The following is a 17,005-nucleotide window of genomic DNA, read 5'->3' on the forward strand; positions in this document are numbered from 1 at the left end:
TTGGGGGGCGTGGAAAGGTGAGTGAACGTCGGCCCGCCCCCACCGTGGGCCAGGTCGTCCTGGGCAGACGCCTGCGCGATCTGCGCGAGGCCAGGGACCTCAAACGCGACGACGCGGCCCGCGCGCTGCACGTCACCGCGGCCACGATCCGCCGGATGGAGACCGCCGAGGTCGCCCTCAAGATCCCGTACGTGCAGATGCTCCTGGAGCTGTACGAGGTCGACGAACGGGAGATCGAGGCGTTCGTGGCGCTCGCCGAGGAGGCGAACCTGCCCGGCTGGTGGCAGCGCTACCACGACGTGCTGCCCGAGTGGTTCAGCCTGTACGTGAGCCTTGAGGGCGCGGCCGAGATGATCCGCTCCTACGAACCGCACTTCGTCCCCGGCCTGTTGCAGACCGAGGAGTACGCCCGCGCGGTCTTCGACGCCGGCACGGTGGGCCGTGCCAGGCCCGCCGACATCGAGCGACACGTCTCCCTGCGCATGGCCCGCCAGTCGCTGCTCACGCGCGAGGACGCGCCGCATCTGTGGGCCGTGATGGACGAGACGGTGCTGCGCAGGCCGCCCGGCGGCCCCGCGGTGCTGCGCGGTCAGCTGGACCGGCTGATCGAGGCGGCCGGGATGCCGCATGTGACGCTCCAGCTGGCCGAGTTCGCGTCGGGCCCGCACCCGGCCACGTACGGGCCCTTCACCCTGTTCCGGTTCCCGGTGCGGGAGCTGCCGGACATGGTGTTCAGCGAGTACGTGACCGGTGCCCTGTACCTCGACGCGCGGGAAGAGGTGGGCATGCACCTGGAGGTCCTGGACCACCTGGCGGCGCAGGCGGCGAGCGCGGAGCGGACGCTGGAGCTGCTGACGAAGCTCCGGGCCGAGCTGTAGCCCGGCCGCGGCGGCTCAGGCGGCGCCGCCCCTGCCCTCTCCCCTGCCGTCACCCTTGCCCTCCGGTTTTTCCTCGTCGACGATCTCGGCGTCCACGACGTCTTCCGCGGCCTCGGTCGGCGTCTCGGGCTCCTGCGAGCCACCGGAGGACTGCGCGTACATGGCCTGCCCCATCTTCTGGCTGACGGTGGCCAGCTTGCGCACGCCCTCGCGCAGCTCGCTCGTGCCCGGCGACTCGGAGTTCAGGACGGTCTTCAACTCCGCGACGGCGGACTCCACTTCGCTCTTGGTGCCGCCCGGGATGCGCTCGGCGTTGTCCCGCAGGAACCGCTCGGTCTGGTAGACGAGCTGCTCCGCCTCGTTGCGGGCCTCCGCCGCCTCACGCCGTTTGCGGTCCTCCTCGGCGTGCTCCTCGGCCTCCCGCATCATCCGGTCGATGTCGGTCTTGGGTAGCGCGGAGCCGCCGGTCACGGTCATCTTCTGCTCGCGGCCGGTGGCGAGGTCCTTCGCGGAGACGTGCATGATCCCGTTGGCGTCGATGTCGAAGGTGACCTCGATCTGCGGCACGCCGCGCGGCGCGGGCGGCAGCCCGGTGAGGTCGAAGACGCCGAGCTTCCTGTTGTACGCGGCGATCTCCCGCTCGCCCTGGAAGACCTGGATGCCGACGGACGGCTGGTTGTCGGCGGCGGTGGTGAAGATCTCCGAACGGCGGGTGGGGATGGTGGTGTTGCGCTCGATGAGCTTGGTCATGACGCCGCCCTTGGTCTCGATGCCGAGGGAGAGCGGGGTCACGTCGAGCAGCAGCACGTCCTTCACGTCACCGCGGATGACCCCGGCCTGGAGGGTCGCGCCGACGGCGACGACCTCGTCCGGGTTGACGCCCTTGTGCGGGGCCTTGCCGGTCAGCTCGCGTACGAGTTCGGTGACGGCGGGCATCCGCGTGGACCCGCCGACGAGGATCACATGGTCGACGGCGGACAGCTCCACCCCCGCGTCCTTGACGGCCTGATGGAACGGCTTCTTGCACCGGTCGAGCAAGTCCCCGGTGAGTTCCTGGAACTGAGCTCGCGTCAGTTTCTCGTCGAGATGGAGCGGACCCTGTGCGGAGGCGGTGATGTACGGCAGGTTCACGTTCGTCTCGCTCGACGACGACAGCTCGATCTTCGCCTTCTCGGCGCCCTCGCGCAGCCGTTGCAGCGCCATCTTGTCCTGAGCGAGGTCGATGCCGTACGCGTTCTTGAACTGCCGTACGAGGTGGTCGACGACGCGCTGGTCCCAGTCGTCACCGCCCAGCTGGGTGTCGCCATTGGTGGCCTTGACCTCGATGACGCCCTCGCCCATCTCCAGGAGGGAGACGTCGAAGGTGCCGCCGCCGAGGTCGAAGACGAGCACCGTCTGCTCGTCGCCCTTGTCGAGTCCGTACGCGAGCGCGGCGGCCGTCGGCTCGTTGATGATGCGCAGCACCTTCAGGCCGGCGATCTCACCGGCCTCCTTGGTGGCCTGGCGCTGCGCGTCGTCGAAGTAGGCGGGCACGGTGATGACGGCGTCGGTGACGTCCTCGCCGAGATATGCCTCGGCGTCACGCTTGAGTTTCTGCAGAACACGGGCGGACAGTTCCTGGGCGCTGTAGCGGTGCCCGTCGATGGACCCGCTGTCGGGGAAGTGCCAACCGGCCTCTCCCATATGGCGTTTGACGGAACGTGCGGTGCGTTCGACGTTGGTGACGGCCTGCCGTTTGGCGACCTCGCCCACGAGGACCTCCGCGTTCGACGTCCTGGCGAAGGCGACGACGGAGGGGGTGGTCCTCGCGCCCTCCGCGTTGGCGATGACCGTGGGCTCACCGCCCTCCAGTACGGCCACCACCGAGTTCGTCGTCCCGAGATCGATACCGACCGCACGCCCCATGACGCGTCCCCTTTCACACCCGTATCGCATACGAAGGCCCGCTCAGGTTGTCCTGGTATCCAGCACAAAACTTGAGCGGGCCTACGTCAAGGGGGCGGGCTACCGTGCGCCGGGCTGGCCGTTCGCGAAGTAGTCGGCCAGAGCCGGATCGAGCGGCGGTACGTCGTAGGGGGTGCCGCCGTCCCGCAGGGAGCGGGTGGCCAGCGCACCGGCGGCCACACTCATCCGGGCCGCCACCGGATCGGTGTCGGTGACGCCACCTTCCCGGGCGAAGCGGCAGAACTCGCCGATGATGCTCTCGTCGGCGCCGCCGTGCGAGCCGGTGGCGGCCGGCACCCGGTGGACGACGTCGGCGTCGGCGCGGTAGGAGGTCGGCCCGGTGTTCCAGACGCGGACCTCGTCGCCGGGCCGGTCGCCGAAGTTCTCCAGGCGGCCCTCGGTGCCGATGACGGTGTAGTTGCGGAAGTAGTCCGGGCTGAAGTGGCACTGCTGGTAGGCGGCGATGACGCCGTTGTCCAGGCGCATGTTCATCACGGACACGTCCTCGACGTCGACGACGTGGTGCAGGTCCTTGCGCTCGGTGGGCGGCCAGTCGAACTCGCGCAGCCAGCCGTCGGGGCGCGGGGTGTCCGGCGCGCGGCGCGGCAGGTCGCCGTAGACCATCAGGTCGCCGAGGGCGTTGACGCGGGTCGTGTAGCCGCCGGCCAGCCAGTGCACGACGTCGATGTCGTGCGCCGCCTTCTGGAGCAGCAGTCCGGTGGTGCGGCGCCGGTCGGCGTGCCAGTCCTTGAAGTAGTAGTCCCCGCCGTACGAGACGAAGTGCCGCACCCAGACGGTCTTCGGCTCGCCGATGTCACCGCGGGCGATGATGTCGCGCATGGTGCGCACGACACCCATGTGACGCATGTTGTGGCCCACGTAGAGGCGGGTGCCGGTCTCGTACGCGGTACGCAGGATCGTGTCGCACTGCTCGACGGAGATTCCGAGCGGCTTCTCCACGTAGACGGGCTTGCCCGCGCGCAGCGCGTCACAGGCGATGGCCTCGTGGGTGTCGTCGGGCGTGGCCACGACGACCGCGTCGATGTCCGGGTCGTCGAGCAGCCTGCGGTGGTCGTCGACGGCGACGGCGCCCTCGTACCACTCGGGCACCTGGGCGCGGACGGCCGGATCGAGGTCGGCCGCCGCCGCGACGACGGAGCCGCGGCCGGGCCGGTGGGCGGCGGTGGCGAGGTTGCGGCGCAGGCCGAGGCCGATGACGCCGATCCGGAGGTCGTCGCTCACTTCGTGCCCTTCGCGATGGCCTGCTCGTACTCGTGGCGCATGGCGTCACCCGCGGTACGCCGCCACTTGGGCAGGGCCTCCTTCTTGAAGGAGGAGAGCGGCTTGCGGCCTGCGACGATGTCCTTGACGGCGGTGTAGACCTCGTCCTTGGCGGACGCGCCCTTCTGCGCGAAGGTGTCGGAGAAGTAGCCGATCGTCGGGTCGACCTGGGCCAGCTTCATCAGTTCCGTCTGCGCCGCGTGGATGGAGCGGGTGACGTCCGGCTTGTTCGGCAGGTAGAGGCTCTCGGGGGCATTGCCGAAGAAATTGATGGCCTGCCGGGTGGTGAGCACCTCGGCGTTGCCCTTCTTGGTCAGGGCGACGTCGCCGCTCCTGGAGCGGGTGTAGTGGGTGCCCTCGATGCCGTTGTCGAGGAAGAGCCGCTCCTCGGTCCCCATGGGCGCGCTGAGGTAGTCGAGGACCTTCAGGAGCGTGGGGATCCGGGACTTGGGGACCTTGTTGCTGATGGCGGTGAAGCCGACCGAGCCGTAGCCGTAGGACCAGGTGGGCGTGGAACCCTTCTCGGCGGCGAAGGGGACGACGACCTTCTCCGGCCAGTCGTACATGTTGCTGTCGTTGAGGAAGCCGGGGAAGGACTGGACGTGCAGGCCGAGGAAGCCGCCCTCCATCTTCTCCAGGGTGGTGGTGAGGTTCGGGTCGGGCCAGAACAGCTCCGCCTGCCGGCACTTGAGGGCGAACTCGATGCCCGCCAGGTACTCCTCCGTCTCGAAGAAGTAGGTCAGCTTGCCGCCGTCGAGCCGCCAGGTGTTCGGCGCGCCGTGCCAGTACGCGAACTGCTGGATGTGGTTGGCGTAGGCCGGTTCGAGGACGTACTTCTTGCGCTTGGTGTCGAGGAGTTCCTTGGCCTTGTCGAAGAAGTCCTGCGCGCTCTCGAACTCGGTGCCGCCGACCGGCTTCCAGAAGTTCTCGTTGGCCACGTACACCTGGCCGCTGCGCCCGTACGGCACCGCGTACCCCCAGATCCTGCCGTTGATGACGGCGGTCTTCCAGGCGTAGCCGGGGATGTTCGCGAGGTTCGGGTACTTCTTGACCGCGTCGCCGGAGAGGTAGGGGGTCAGGTCGTGGAACTTGGCCCGCAGCAGGTCGGGGACGTTCTTCAGGCCCTGGTTGGGCGGGAACCACATGAGGTCGGGCAGATCACCGCCCGCGATCATGGCGTTGAACTTCTCGCGGTAGACGCTGTCCGCGCCGAGGCCGTTGACGATCGTCATGTGCATCTCGGAGCCGAGGCGCTTGTTCAGTTCCTGCCAGTACCCGTTGCGGTTCATCGCCGGGGCCGGCGTCGTGAACGTCTCGGTCAGACAGGTGATCGGCTTGCCGTCGCCGGGAGCCTTCGTCACGCTCTTGACGAGGTCCTTGGGGTAGCGCAGATAGGCCGGGTCGAGGCCCTGTGCGTTGCCCGGCAGGTCGGGCGCGGGCACCTTCGCCGGTACGTACGTCGGCAGCTTCAGCTTGGCGGACGCCTCCGCCCCGCCGCCCTGGGCTCCCCCGTCACCGCACGCGGTGAGCAGGCCGCCGCCCGCGACGGTCAGGCCCGCCGCACCGGCGGCGCCGAGGAACCCTCTGCGGTTCAGACTGGTGGAAGGCATGGTTCTCCTAAGGAGCGGTGAACTGGGGAGGGACGGAACGAGACCTGATGGAGGGTCAGGCCTTGACGGCGCCGGTGAGCACGCCCTTGACGAAGTACTTCTGGAGGAAGGGGTAGACCACGACGATCGGCAGCACGGCGAGGATCAGCACCGCCATGGACAGGGCCGTCGTCGCGGGCAGGACGCTGACGCCGAGCGCCTTCGCGTTGAAGGTGTCGCCCTGGATCACGTACGAGCGCAGGATGACCTGCAGCGGAAGCTTGTTGGAGTCGTTGATGTACAGCATCGCGTTGAAGAAGCTGTTCCAGTACGTGACGGCGTAGAACATGCCGACGACGGCGATGACGGCCTTGGACAGCGGCAGCACGATGCGGCACATGATGGTGAGTTCGCCCGCGCCGTCGAGCCGGGCCGCCTCGTGCAGTTCGTCGGGGATGCCCTGGAAGAAGGCGCGTACGACGATGACGTTGAAGGCGTTGAGCATGATCGGCAGGACCATCGCGCCGTAGGAGTCGATGAGGCCGAGTTCCTGCACCACGAGGTAGCTGGGGATGACGCCGGGCGTGAAGAGGAACGTGCCGACGACCACGAGCAGCAGCGGCTTGCCGGCGAACGTCCCCGGCCGGGACAGTCCGTAGGCCAGACACACCGTGCACAGCAGGCTGAGGGCGGTGCCGATGAGGGTGACGCCGACGCTGACCAGGGCGGCCCGGGTGACGACGCCGCCGGCCAGCACCACCCGGTAGGCCTCGAGGGTGGGGTGGTGCGGGAAGAGGACGTAGCCGCCGTTCGCGGCGAGTTCGGCCTTGGAGGAGAGGCTGGTGCCGATCGCGAGCAGGAACGGATATCCGACGGCGACGATCATCGCCAGGATGACGACGAGCTTGACGGTCTGTCCGGCGCGGCTCGGCTGCTCCATCCAGACGGGCCGGTCCGGGTGGCGACGGCCGCTGCGCAGCCGTGGGGCGAATACGGTGCTCACTGGTAGACCCCCTGCTCACCCAGGCGGTGGGCGACCTTGTTGGCGACGACGATCAGGACGAAGCCGATGACGCCCTTCATGAGTCCCGCGGCGGTGGACATGCCCCAGTCGCCGTCCACGACGCCGTGGAAGTAGACGTACGTGTCGAGGACCTCGGAGGCGTCCGCGCCGACCATGTCCCGCTGGAGCAGGACCTGTTCGAAACCGACGGAGAGGATGTCGCCGAGCCGCAGGATGAGCAGCATGACCATCACGGGGCGGATGCCCGGCAGGGTCACGTGCCACATGCGGCGCAGCCAGCCGGCGCCGTCCATGGCCGCCGACTCGTAGAGCCCGGTGTCGATGGAGGCCATCGCGGCGAGGAAGATGATCGCTCCCCAGCCCGCGTCCTTCCAGACGGACTCAGAGGTCAGCAGGAGCATGAACGTGTCGGGGTTGTTCATGATGTTGCCGACGTGCACGCCGTGGTCGTTCAGCACGCTGCTGACCGTGCCGACGCCGCCGAACATCTGCTGGAAGAAGCTGACCACGACGACCCACGACAGGAAGTGCGGCAGGTAGACGACGGTCTGCATCAGACGCCGGGTCTTCGTGCTGATCAGCGAGTTGAGGAACAGGGCGAGCAGGATCGGCGCCGGGAAGTAGAGCAGGAGCTGCACGGCGCTGATCTGGAGGGTGTTCCACACCGCGGTCCAGAACTCCGGTTCCTGGAGCAGCGCGTTGAAGTTGTCCATGCCGACCCAGAGGCTGTGCATGAAGCCCAGGTACGGCTGGTAGTCCTGGAAGGCCGTGATGTTGCCGGCCAGCGGCAGATAGAAGAAGACCGCGAAGTACAGGATTCCCGGGACGCACAGGAGCAGCAACATCCGGTCGCGGCGCAGCCGTTGACGCAGGGTGGCCTTGCGCGGGACGGATCCGGCGCCGCGGTCCTGCCGTGCGTCTGGGGGGTCGGCCGGCCGGGGTACGACCTGGCCGGGCGATGTGGACGCGGGCGTCGTCACATACACCTCCGGCATCGAGGGTGGCGGGGAGGGGCCGCGGGGCTCCGACACCGGCCCGCGAGGCTGGCTGAATCTTGCACCACCCAAGCCGACGATGACAATAGGTGCTTGAAAACGCTCCATATCTTGCAGCTTCAATCACCGAGACTGGTGTGCACCTCGCTCGATCTCCCCAGCTCAGGGTCGACGCGACCCCGGACGCGACGGTGCCCCGGAACCCTGTCGCGGGTTCCGGGGCACCGTCGCACTGCCCTGACGAAACGTCAGACGGTCATGCCAGCTTGGCCGTGAGCGTGATCGTCGTGCCCGTCAGCGCCTGGCTGACGGGGCAGTTCTTCTTGGCGTCCTCGGCTGCGGCCTGGAAGCCCTGCTCGTCGAGGCCCGGCACGGTGCCCTCGACGATGAGGTGGATGCCGGTGATGCCCTCGCCCGGCTGGAACGTCACGTCGGCCGAGGTGACCAGCTTGGTGGGCGGGGTGCCCGCGCCGGACAGGCCGTGCGACAGCGCCATGGAGAAGCAGGACGAGTGCGCGGCCGCGATCAGCTCCTCCGGGCTGGTCTTGCCGTTCGCCTGCTCGGCGCGCGACGGCCAGGACACCGCCTGCTGGCCGATGCCGGACGAGTCGAAGGTGACGGTGCCGCTGCCCTCGAGCAGGTTGCCTTCCCAGACGGTGTGGGCGGAGCGCGTGGTGGCCACGATGGGTCCTTTCGGTTACCGGTCGGCTGTAGGAACCATCCGATCACATCCGGGCACCTGGTGCGCGCCACCGCGAGCGGGAACCCGCCGCGTCAGCGGACCCGGAACACCGGGCCACGGGCCGTGAACGGCAACCGGCCGCCCTGCGGCAGCAGATACGCGTGCTCGCGGGTGACCCGCAGGACGTCGCAGGCCCCGTCCGTGATGATCAGCAGCGGCGCCCCCGCGGGGAAGTCGTCGGCACGCCGCAGCAGGTCGACGCCGGGTTGCAGCACCGTGCCGCCGCGCCCCTTCACCCGGACCCGGGTCGCGATCTCGGTCACCGGGAGGTACCCGGCGTCGTACGGCGTCGCGTCGCAGAAGACGACCCGGGCCGCGGGCACGTCACGGGCCGCGGCGTACGAGGCGATCGCGCCCAGCGCCTTGCCGAGCATCGTGCGGCTCATGGAACCGGACGTGTCGAGGACGACACCGAAGGTGCAGCGGGCCACCTCTTCCGGCGGGAAGGAGCGGCCCGCGCGCGGGATGTCCGGCGTGGACGCCTGGCGGCGCGCCGGGCGGGCGTAGGTACGGACCGGCTCGGGGCGGGGCACGAACTCGTCGAACCAGCGGGCCAGTTGGGCGTCCCAGGGCACGGGCGGGTGCGAGAGCGCCCTGATCTCCTCGACCAGGCCGAGCGGCAGGTAACCCCGCTCGCCCTGCTGCTGGTGCAGGTCGAAGCCCTGGACCAGGCCGCGCCGGTAGAACTCGTCCAGGTCGACGAAGTCCCGCACCGGGCCGAGGGGTTCGCCCAGGATGTCGCCGCGGCCCTTGCCGCGCAGGGTGGCGAGACGGCGACGCGTACGCAGATCGGCGGCGATCCGGTCGTAGACCTCCTCGGCGGACAGGCCGCCCAACTCCCGGTCGTACAGCAGCCCTTCGGGCATCTCGCCGATCTGCATCTCGCGCAGCCAGCCGTTGATGACGTAGTCCGCCGCGACGTTGAACAGGTATGGATCGCGGGCGCCGCACCGGTCGCCGTGGCGCAGCGCGGCGTGCAGCATCTCGTGGCCGAGGATGAAGCGCCACTCCTCGTCGGTGTGGCGCTTGAGGGGGTTGACGTAGATCTCGCCGAGGTCGGCGTTGACGGCGGCGACGGAGATGTCGTGGGCGCGGGCCAGCTCGGCGTCGGCGACGATCGTCATGCCCGCCGCGATCCCGCCGAGCAGCGGGTACGAGGAGACGAACCAGCTCAGGGCGCGCTCCCAGGGGCGCTGCGGCACCCGCTCGCCCTTGATGTCGTCGCGCCGCCCGGCCGCCACGTCCATCGCCGCGGACACGGTGCGGGTCAGGGCGCGCGCGAAGGCCTCCTGCCAGTCCTTGACCGGCCCGTACCAGAGGGGCCAGGGCTCCAGGACCTGGTCGGGTGCGGGGCCGCCGGTGCCGCAGTGCCGGTACTCGGGCGGGATGCCGTCGCGGCGCCAGCGCGCGACGAGGGTCTCCTCGTCGCCGCCGGGGAAGGCGGCGGGCAGTCCCTCCGGCGGGCGTCCGACGGGGAACGTCTGCTGGAAGCGGTGCACGACGACGCAGCGCGCCGCGAGCTCGTACGCGTCGGGCTGGACGCGTCTGCCCGTCGCGGCCGGTACGTGCCCGAAGCCGAGGTGCAGCAGGCAGTGCGCCAACACCCAGGCCCACTCGGCGGGTTCGGCCCGCCGGGTGGGGTGGACATGGACGCAGCCGTCGGAGTCGACGAGCGCCCAGCCGTTCGGCGGGGCCACCTTGCAGCCGCCGCGGCAGAAGTCCGCGTCGAGGGAGTCCAGGGCGGGGTTGGCCCGCACCAGGGCAAGGCCCTTGAGATAGGCCTCCGTTGCCGGATCGGGGCGCTCCTCGCCGGCCTTCGACTCCTTCTTCGCCTTCTTCGTCGTGCCGCTCATCGGCGCGCCTCCACCAGGCGCGGCATGTCGCGGGCCGCCTCCACCAGGAACCAGGCGGGCAGCAGCGGGTTGCCGTCGGTGTCGTCCGCGATGACGGTCTGCGCGACCTCCACGGAGATCTCGGCGAGCTGCACCAGCAGGGACTTGGCGCGGTAGGCGGTCTGGCGGACCGCGGGCGAGGCGTGCTCCTTGGAAGCCGGGAGGTCCTTGGCGAGGCGGCCGCGGAACGCCTCGGCGAGGTAGTACAGCAGGTCGCGGTCCTCGACGCGGTGCGGCCAGCGGGCGTCGCCCTTCAGGATCGCGTCCAGGCCGAAGCGGCTGCGCACGATCTTCGCGTAGCCGCAGAACGCGACCGCGTGGGCGGGGGTGAGCGTGCCGTGCGCGAGGACCTTCAGGGTGTCGTCGTCGAGCGTCGGCCCGAAGGAGTGCAGCGCGTCGCTGAGCATGTGCCAGGACCGGGGCGTGGAGAACGGCTCCTCGGTCTTCGGCGGCTTCGACCACAGGTGGTCGGGGCGGTCGGTGAGGTGGTCCTGGATCCAGGGGTGGATGCCGGCGCCCGCGGCCCAGCCCAGCCAGGCCTGCGCGCAGGCCTGGAGGTGGACGTGCGCGAGCCGGTTGACCAGCGCCGACGCGATGGGGCGGGCCAGCGCGTTGTCCGTGGCGCGGTTGCCGGCGCCGATCACGATGGAGCCCTCGGGCAGTTCGTAGTTCCCGATGCGGCGGTCGAGGATCAGCGAGTAGAAGGCCTTCTGCACATCGGGGGTCGCCGCGTTCAGCTCGTCCAGGAACAGGCAGTACGGCTCGTCGCGGGCGATCGCCTCGGGCGGGCAGAACACCGAGCGTCCGTCGCGGATCTGCGGCACACCGATCAGATCCTCGGGGGCCAGCTGCGTGCCGAGCAGGCTCACGCACTCAAGGCCCAGCGAGTCCGCGAAGTCCCGTACGAGAGAGGACTTCCCGATGCCGGGGGCGCCCCAGATGAAGACCGGCCGCACCGTCGCGAGACCGAGCAGCAGCTCCGGGATGCGGGAGGGCGTGACCGTGACGGCAGCCTGCAACGTACTGACTCCTTGAGGGGTGGAAGGGGTGGCCGGGTCCCTGCCCCGGCGGTCGACGACCGGGGCGCGCGGCGGCGCGGCTGCCCGGTGCGCCCAGTGTGAACCCCGCCGTGCGCGCCCGCAGCCGAATTTCCCGCGGGGCACCATGGCCGGAATGCGCGCTGGGCAAGACGGCACCGCGGTGACACTTTGAGGCCCCCCGACCAGGGGGCGACTCACGGGGATTCGCAGGGGGTTCGATCATGCGCATGATCTACGCGGACCGCGGTCCGTCACCGCTGGAGACCGGCAAGCCGGGCGCGGCGGACCGGGATTCGACGTTCGGCTGGTGGGGTGCGTTCAGCATCCAGAAGTTCGTGAACCAGAACCCGCTCTCGCACACGCACGAGGACGCCACGGGCTGGCTCGCGTACCTTCAGCAGTTCTACGACCGCAACTTCTGGTTCGCGGACAACGGCGTCCAGGTGTGGGCGTACGAGGAGACGTACGACAACTGGCAGGACCGGTACGGGGTGGACGCCGTCGTCGCCGTGTACCACTCGGGGCACGGCGGCATGGACGGCAACGGGGTGTTCTTCGCGCCGCTCGGCGGGGTGTGGGACAACCGCTCGGACGCGGTCTCGAACCGGATGGCCTTCGGCAACGAGAAGGCGAACTACGTGTTCTGGTCCACGTGCAACTCGCTGCGGGTGCTCGACGGGCACTCCCCCGTACGCACCTGGGCGGGGCCCAACCTGGGCTCGCGGATGATCTTCGGGTTCGAGTCGACGAGCATCGACAGCCCGGACTACGGCAGGAAGTTCTGGGAGAAGTGGCGGGCCGGGCAGACGTACTGCGACGCCTGGCTGAACGCGAGCTGGGACATCTACCACGGGCAGGCGCCCTCGGTCGCGGCCACCGGGCCCACGCAGCAGGACGCGGTCAACCGGCTCAACGCGGAGCGCAACTTCTACCGCGAGCACGTCTCCGACGCCTGGTACGCGTGGCGCTGGTACTCCGCGCGCGAGGGGCTGCGCGAGGCGATGACGCAGCCGCCGTCGAGCCCGCAGATCGTGCAGCTCGCGCCGCGCGACCCGAGCCGTGAACTGGCCGCGCTGGGACAGCTCGCGCACTTCCCGCAGGCCGCGCTCCAGGAGGTGCAGGTCGAGCGGCAGGGCGTGCTGAGCGCGAGCTCCGGCGACCGGTTCATCTCGACGGCGCCGCAGGCGGTGCGCTGGGTGCGCCTGGCCGAGGCCAACCACCGCAACACCCGCCGCCTGGAGACCGACCGGGCCGTGGAGCTGGCCCGTCAGTTCGTGCAGCAGCACTCCGACCTCACGGCCGGGGCCGAGCTGGTCGTCGACGGGGTGCACGACCTGATGCAGAACTCCGGCAAGAAGGACGGCTCCCGGATCGGTGAGCCGGTGTCGCTGCAGACACACGTCACGTTCCGGCAGGCCTTCGGCGGCATCCCGGTGATCACGCCGGGGCGCGGGCAGTTCCGGGTGGTCCTCGACAACGACGGCACCGTGGTGCAGGCGACGGTCTCGACCCGCCGGCCCTCCGGCGAGACCCGCACCCCGAGCTCCGCGGTCGCACCTCCGTCCGGCAAGGGCACGCAGGCGCTCTCCTCGCCGGGTGCGCGCGACCCGCGGCAGGCGCTCGACGAGGCGCAGCGGCGGCGCATCGCGCATCTGACGGCGATGGCGGCGGACGCCGAGCGTTCGGCGGCCGACATCGAAGCCCACCTCGAGGTCAGGGACGTGCCGGGGACGCTGGAGGTCGGGTACGAGATCGAGGGCAACGAGGCGTATCCCGCGGCGCGGAAGCTGGTCGAACTGGGCTCCCGTGACTCCATGTACAAGAAGCTGAGGTGGATCGTGGCGCCGCTCGCGCGCTGACGTCTACGGGGTCCGTGCTGCGGAGGCGGCTCCCGGCCGGTCGTGCGCGATCAGCCACGACGAACCCGCGGTCGCGACACGACAGCCGGAGTCACGGCGCCTCGGCGATGGCGGCTCGCTTCTTGCGGGCCGCCATCCACGCGTAGACGAGCACGCCCACGAACAGGAACAGCACCCCCTGGTAGACGGCCGCGTACCCCGCTCCGCCGACCAGCCACATCGAGAACCCGAACGCGACGAGGGCCAGCACCAGGTCCCGGACGAGACGGGACGTGTGGACCCGCTCCCCCTGTCCCGACAGCAGGAAGTAGATCTGCGCGGCGGTGGCCAGCAGATACGGGACGGTCGCGGTGAACGTCGTCACGAGGACCAGGGTGTTGAAGACCGCCGCGGAACCGGACGTGTAGTTGTAGATCGTCAGCAGCGAGGCCAGCGACACGGCGACGAGCACACCGAACGTGGGCACCCCGCGCCGCTTGCGCAGGAACGCCTTCGGGAAGAGGCCGTCCTTGGCGGCGGCGTACGGCGTCTGGGCGCTGAGCAGGGTCCAGCCGTTGAGCGCGCCGACCATCGACACGAGCGCGGCCACGGCCACGGCGGTGCCGCCCCACGTGCCGCCGAACATGGCGTTGACGGCGTCGGAGAACGGGGCCGTGGAGTTCACCAGCCGGTCGTGCGGGACGGTGCCGAACACGGAAACGGTGCACAGCAGGTAGAGCAGCGCGGCCAGGCCCGTGCCGAGGACCGTCGCGCGGCCCACGTTGCGCTGGGGGTCACGGACCTCGCCGGCGCTCACGGAGGCGGACTCGACGCCCAGGTAGCTGAAGAGCAGGATCGCGGCGGACGCGGAGACCGCCCCGATCGCGGAGTCGCCGCTCGCCCGGAACGGGCCCAGGTTGTCGCTCTGGAAGAAGAACAGGCCGCCGACCGCGACGAGCAGCAGCGGCGCGAACTTCAGCACGGTCGAGACCAGTTGGACGGCGCCCACGTACCGGGTTCCGGCCAGGTTCGCGAGGGCGGGCAGCCACTGGCAGGCGAGGGCGGCGACGATCGTCCAGAACGTCGAGCCGTGGATGGGCAGCAGGACGTCGAGGTATCCGACGGCGGCGACCGCGAGGGCCGCGTTGCTCACCCACGTCGTGATCCAGTAGGACCACGCCGCCAGGAACCCGGCGAAGTCGCCGAAGGCCTCACGGGCGTAGACGTAGGGCCCGCCGGTCTGCGGGTGCCGGTGGGCGAGCCGGCCGAAGACGAGCGCGAGGGCGATCGCACCGACGGTGAGGACGACGAACGCGACGAGCGCGATGGTGCCGTACGGGGCCACGGACGCCGGCAGCAGGAAGATGCCTCCGCCGATGATGTTGCCGATCACCAGGCACGTGGCGATCGGCAGGCCGAACCGGCGGGCGTGCTTGCTGTCGTGTCGGCCAGGCGTGGCGGCCGGAGCCGGTGGGGGTGCGGTTCCGGTGTCGTGCATGTGGGGGGTGCGCCTCTCGGTCGTGCTGACGCCGCCTCGGGATCGCCGGGCGACGTCCCATCGTCCGGTCGGCGGACACCCGGCTCCAAATCAGGCGGATTTGTCCTGCGGCTCCTGGGGCGCGACCGCAAATGATGCAGCCTCGGGGTCTTGACGTAGCGAATTCTCCAGGGGTATGGGATCGGCCGCCAGCGGGACCTGCGGTCCGTGTCCCTCGCGCAGCCAGCGGCGCAGGACGCGGTGGATCTGCTCGGCGCCGACGAGAGCGCCGCCGTCCTCGACCGGCTCGGACAGGGCGAGCGGCGAGAGCAGGAACGGGCGGCCCTGGGCGCCGCCGAGCCCGCCGTGCGAGCCGATCTGCTCCTCGAAGGCGAGGACCTCGCCGTCGATCGGGTCGTACATGGAGTTGACCATGATGTCCGCGGTGTGCGGGAAGGAGTGGGTGCGGCGCACGGCGTCGGCGGCGCCGGGCCCGAAGTCGGCGAGCGGCCCCCGTCCGTCGGCGAGCTCGGCGACGGGCACCTCGACGCCCTGCGCGCCGAGCACCACGCCGCCGTGCTCCTCGCTGCGTACGAGGAGGAAACCGATGCCGGGATGGTTGGCGAGGGTCGCCAGGAGCGCCGGGTGGCGGGTGTCGAGCTCCTCCTTGCTCATCCGGTGCGGGACGTCGGGGAAGGAGACGAGGCCGAGGTTGCCGGAGGCGAGCACCACCGGCTCGCTGCGCTTCCCGCGGTGCGCGGCCTGCTCGCCCTCCTCGACGGGCCGGTGCAGGGCGGCGCGCACGGCGGAGCGGGCCTCGGCGCCCGAACGGGTGCGGCGTGCCCGGCGCGGCACGGGCAGACCGCAGCCCGCACGGACCAGGTCCTGGAGGGTGAGCCCGTAGCGGGAGCGGAACGTCTCGCCGGGGCTCTGGCCGTGGTCGGACAGGACGACGATGCGGTACGGGCGCGGGGCGTGCTCGGCGACCTTCGACAGCAGCGCGAGGGACCGGTCGAGCCGTTCGAGGACCTTCTCGGCGTCGCGGCTGAACGGTCCCGAGTGGTGCGCCACTTCGTCGTACGCGACGAGGTCGGCGTAGACGGCACTGCGCCCGGCGAGCATGTCACCGATGACCGCGGCGACGACGACGTCCCGCTCGACGACGGTCGCGAAGGCGCGGATGAACGGGTAGAGCCCGCCGCGTGCGACGCGCGGGCGGCGCTTGCGCAGCCGGGCGTGCGTGGACTGCCCGATCTCCCGGCCCACCTCGGCGAAGAAGGAAAGGGCGGTGCGCACCGCGTTCGCCGGGTCGCAGAAGTAGGCGAAGTATCCGGCCCTGGATCTGTTCTCCTTGCCGCGCCGGGCCGCCACGGACAGTACGAGGGCGACCTGTTCGGCGCCGCCGCTGAACAGGTTGCCGCGGCTGGCGCCGTCGACGGTGAGCAGTCCGCCGTCGCCGGTGTGCTCGACGGCACGGCGCTGGAGTTCGGCGGCGCTGGTCGGCCGGTTGGAGACCTGGATCTCGCCGGTGTCCTTCTCGTACCAGCGGAAGGCGGGCACGTCGTGGTTGGAGCCGTGCAGGATGCCGAGCTGGCTGGCGCCGGTCTGGCTGGACCAGTCGGTGCGCCAGGGGGTGAGCCGGTGCGTGCCGTCGCGCAGCCAGGAGCCGACCGTGGGCATCACGTCGTCGCGGGCGACGCGGCGCAGCACCTCGTGGCCGACGCCGTCGAGCTGGAGGAAGACGGTGCCGGGGGTGGGCGGGCAGGAGTCCGCCTCGTCGCTCTTGCGGCGTCGGCGCGCGGCCAGCCGGTACAGGCGGCGCCGGTACGCGTCGTCGTCGCGCACGGCGAGGGCACCACCGGTGGCGGAGGCGACGGCCGACATGACGGCGGCCACCACCACGGCCGTCTCCGGGCTGGCCTCGCCCCGGTTCTCGGGGATGAGCTTGAGGGCGAACAGGAGCACCGCGCCGTTGAGGAAGAAGACGACGAGACCGAGGACGAGGGCGGGGACCAGCAGCAGCGCGCGCACGAGGATCGGCCAGACGAGGGCGGACAGCACCGCGAACGCGCCGGCGCCGAGGGCCGCGGTGATCGCGACCCGGGTCATGCTGTCGCCGTCGTCCGACTGGAGCTGGAAGTCCGGCAGCAGCCCGGCGAGGATCATCATCGTGAGCGTGCCGGCCGCCCACACGGTCAGCGACCGCCAGCCCTGGCTCACCGCGCGCCGCCACCACCGGCCTGAGGCCACGTTCCCGCTCCCCTCACCCTGGTCGGTTCACCCTGATCTGTTCGTGTCCGGGTAA

General features: G+C 70.5%; 12 protein-coding genes. 2 read left to right on the forward strand and 10 right to left on the reverse strand.

All coding sequences use genetic code 11. The features are described 5' to 3' along the window. Window positions 1-17: 17 nt before the first annotated feature. Entirely contained in the window at window positions 18-878 is an 861-nt protein-coding gene (locus J3486_RS07335) for a helix-turn-helix transcriptional regulator (protein WP_207819267.1), read from the forward strand. Between the two features lie 15 nt (window positions 879-893). Here J3486_RS07335 and dnaK read toward each other — a convergent pair whose 3' ends face one another. The 8 genes from dnaK to J3486_RS07375 form a co-directional block, all read right to left on the reverse strand. After that, the gene (dnaK, locus tag J3486_RS07340; protein WP_207819269.1) at window positions 894-2,783 is read right to left on the reverse strand and encodes a molecular chaperone DnaK; all 1,890 of its coding nucleotides are present in this window, start codon (window positions 2,781-2,783) and stop codon (window positions 894-896) included. A gap of 99 nt (window positions 2,784-2,882) precedes the next feature. After that, window positions 2,883-4,064 carry a Gfo/Idh/MocA family protein gene (locus J3486_RS07345; RefSeq protein ID WP_207819270.1) on the reverse strand — a complete coding sequence of 394 codons (1,182 nt, stop codon included), beginning with the start codon at window positions 4,062-4,064 and terminating at the stop codon, window positions 2,883-2,885. Then, complete coding sequence (locus J3486_RS07350; RefSeq protein ID WP_207819272.1) at window positions 4,061-5,713, reverse strand: hypothetical protein; 1,653 nt, start codon at window positions 5,711-5,713, stop codon at window positions 4,061-4,063. Before J3486_RS07350 ends, J3486_RS07345 begins: the two co-directional genes overlap by 4 nt. A gap of 55 nt (window positions 5,714-5,768) precedes the next feature. After that, complete coding sequence (locus J3486_RS07355; RefSeq protein ID WP_207819274.1) at window positions 5,769-6,695, reverse strand: carbohydrate ABC transporter permease; 927 nt, start codon at window positions 6,693-6,695, stop codon at window positions 5,769-5,771. Continuing rightward, complete coding sequence (locus tag J3486_RS07360; RefSeq protein ID WP_207819706.1) at window positions 6,692-7,711, reverse strand: ABC transporter permease subunit; 1,020 nt, start codon at window positions 7,709-7,711, stop codon at window positions 6,692-6,694. Before J3486_RS07360 ends, J3486_RS07355 begins: the two co-directional genes overlap by 4 nt. A gap of 256 nt (window positions 7,712-7,967) precedes the next feature. Next, window positions 7,968-8,393 carry an OsmC family protein gene (locus J3486_RS07365; protein ID WP_207819276.1) on the reverse strand — a complete coding sequence of 142 codons (426 nt, stop codon included), beginning with the start codon at window positions 8,391-8,393 and terminating at the stop codon, window positions 7,968-7,970. 92 nt (window positions 8,394-8,485) lie between these two features. After that, window positions 8,486-10,306, reverse strand: a complete 1,821-nt coding sequence (locus J3486_RS07370; protein ID WP_207819277.1) for a hypothetical protein — start codon at window positions 10,304-10,306, stop codon at window positions 8,486-8,488. Then, window positions 10,303-11,364: an ATP-binding protein gene (locus J3486_RS07375; RefSeq protein ID WP_207819279.1), complete on the reverse strand. Its 1,062-nt coding sequence runs from the start codon at window positions 11,362-11,364 to the stop codon at window positions 10,303-10,305. The genes J3486_RS07370 and J3486_RS07375 overlap by 4 nt, the downstream gene beginning before the upstream one ends. Before the next feature lie 242 nt (window positions 11,365-11,606). Here J3486_RS07375 and J3486_RS07380 point away from each other — a divergent pair, with 242 nt between their 5' ends. Continuing rightward, complete coding sequence (locus J3486_RS07380) at window positions 11,607-13,244, forward strand: DUF6345 domain-containing protein (RefSeq protein ID WP_207819281.1); 1,638 nt, start codon at window positions 11,607-11,609, stop codon at window positions 13,242-13,244. Between the two features lie 91 nt (window positions 13,245-13,335). Here the strand turns inward: J3486_RS07380 and J3486_RS07385 are convergent, their stop codons facing one another. Further along, window positions 13,336-14,721, reverse strand: a complete 1,386-nt coding sequence (locus tag J3486_RS07385) for an amino acid permease (RefSeq protein WP_207819282.1) — start codon at window positions 14,719-14,721, stop codon at window positions 13,336-13,338. A gap of 90 nt (window positions 14,722-14,811) precedes the next feature. Next, the gene (locus J3486_RS07390; protein ID WP_229377726.1) at window positions 14,812-16,869 is read right to left on the reverse strand and encodes a phage holin family protein; all 2,058 of its coding nucleotides are present in this window, start codon (window positions 16,867-16,869) and stop codon (window positions 14,812-14,814) included. Window positions 16,870-17,005 lie beyond the last annotated feature (136 nt).

It is taken from the genome of Streptomyces sp. VRA16 Mangrove soil (assembly GCF_017377775.1).
In the GTDB taxonomy this organism is placed as follows: Bacteria; Actinomycetota; Actinomycetes; order Streptomycetales; family Streptomycetaceae; genus Streptomyces.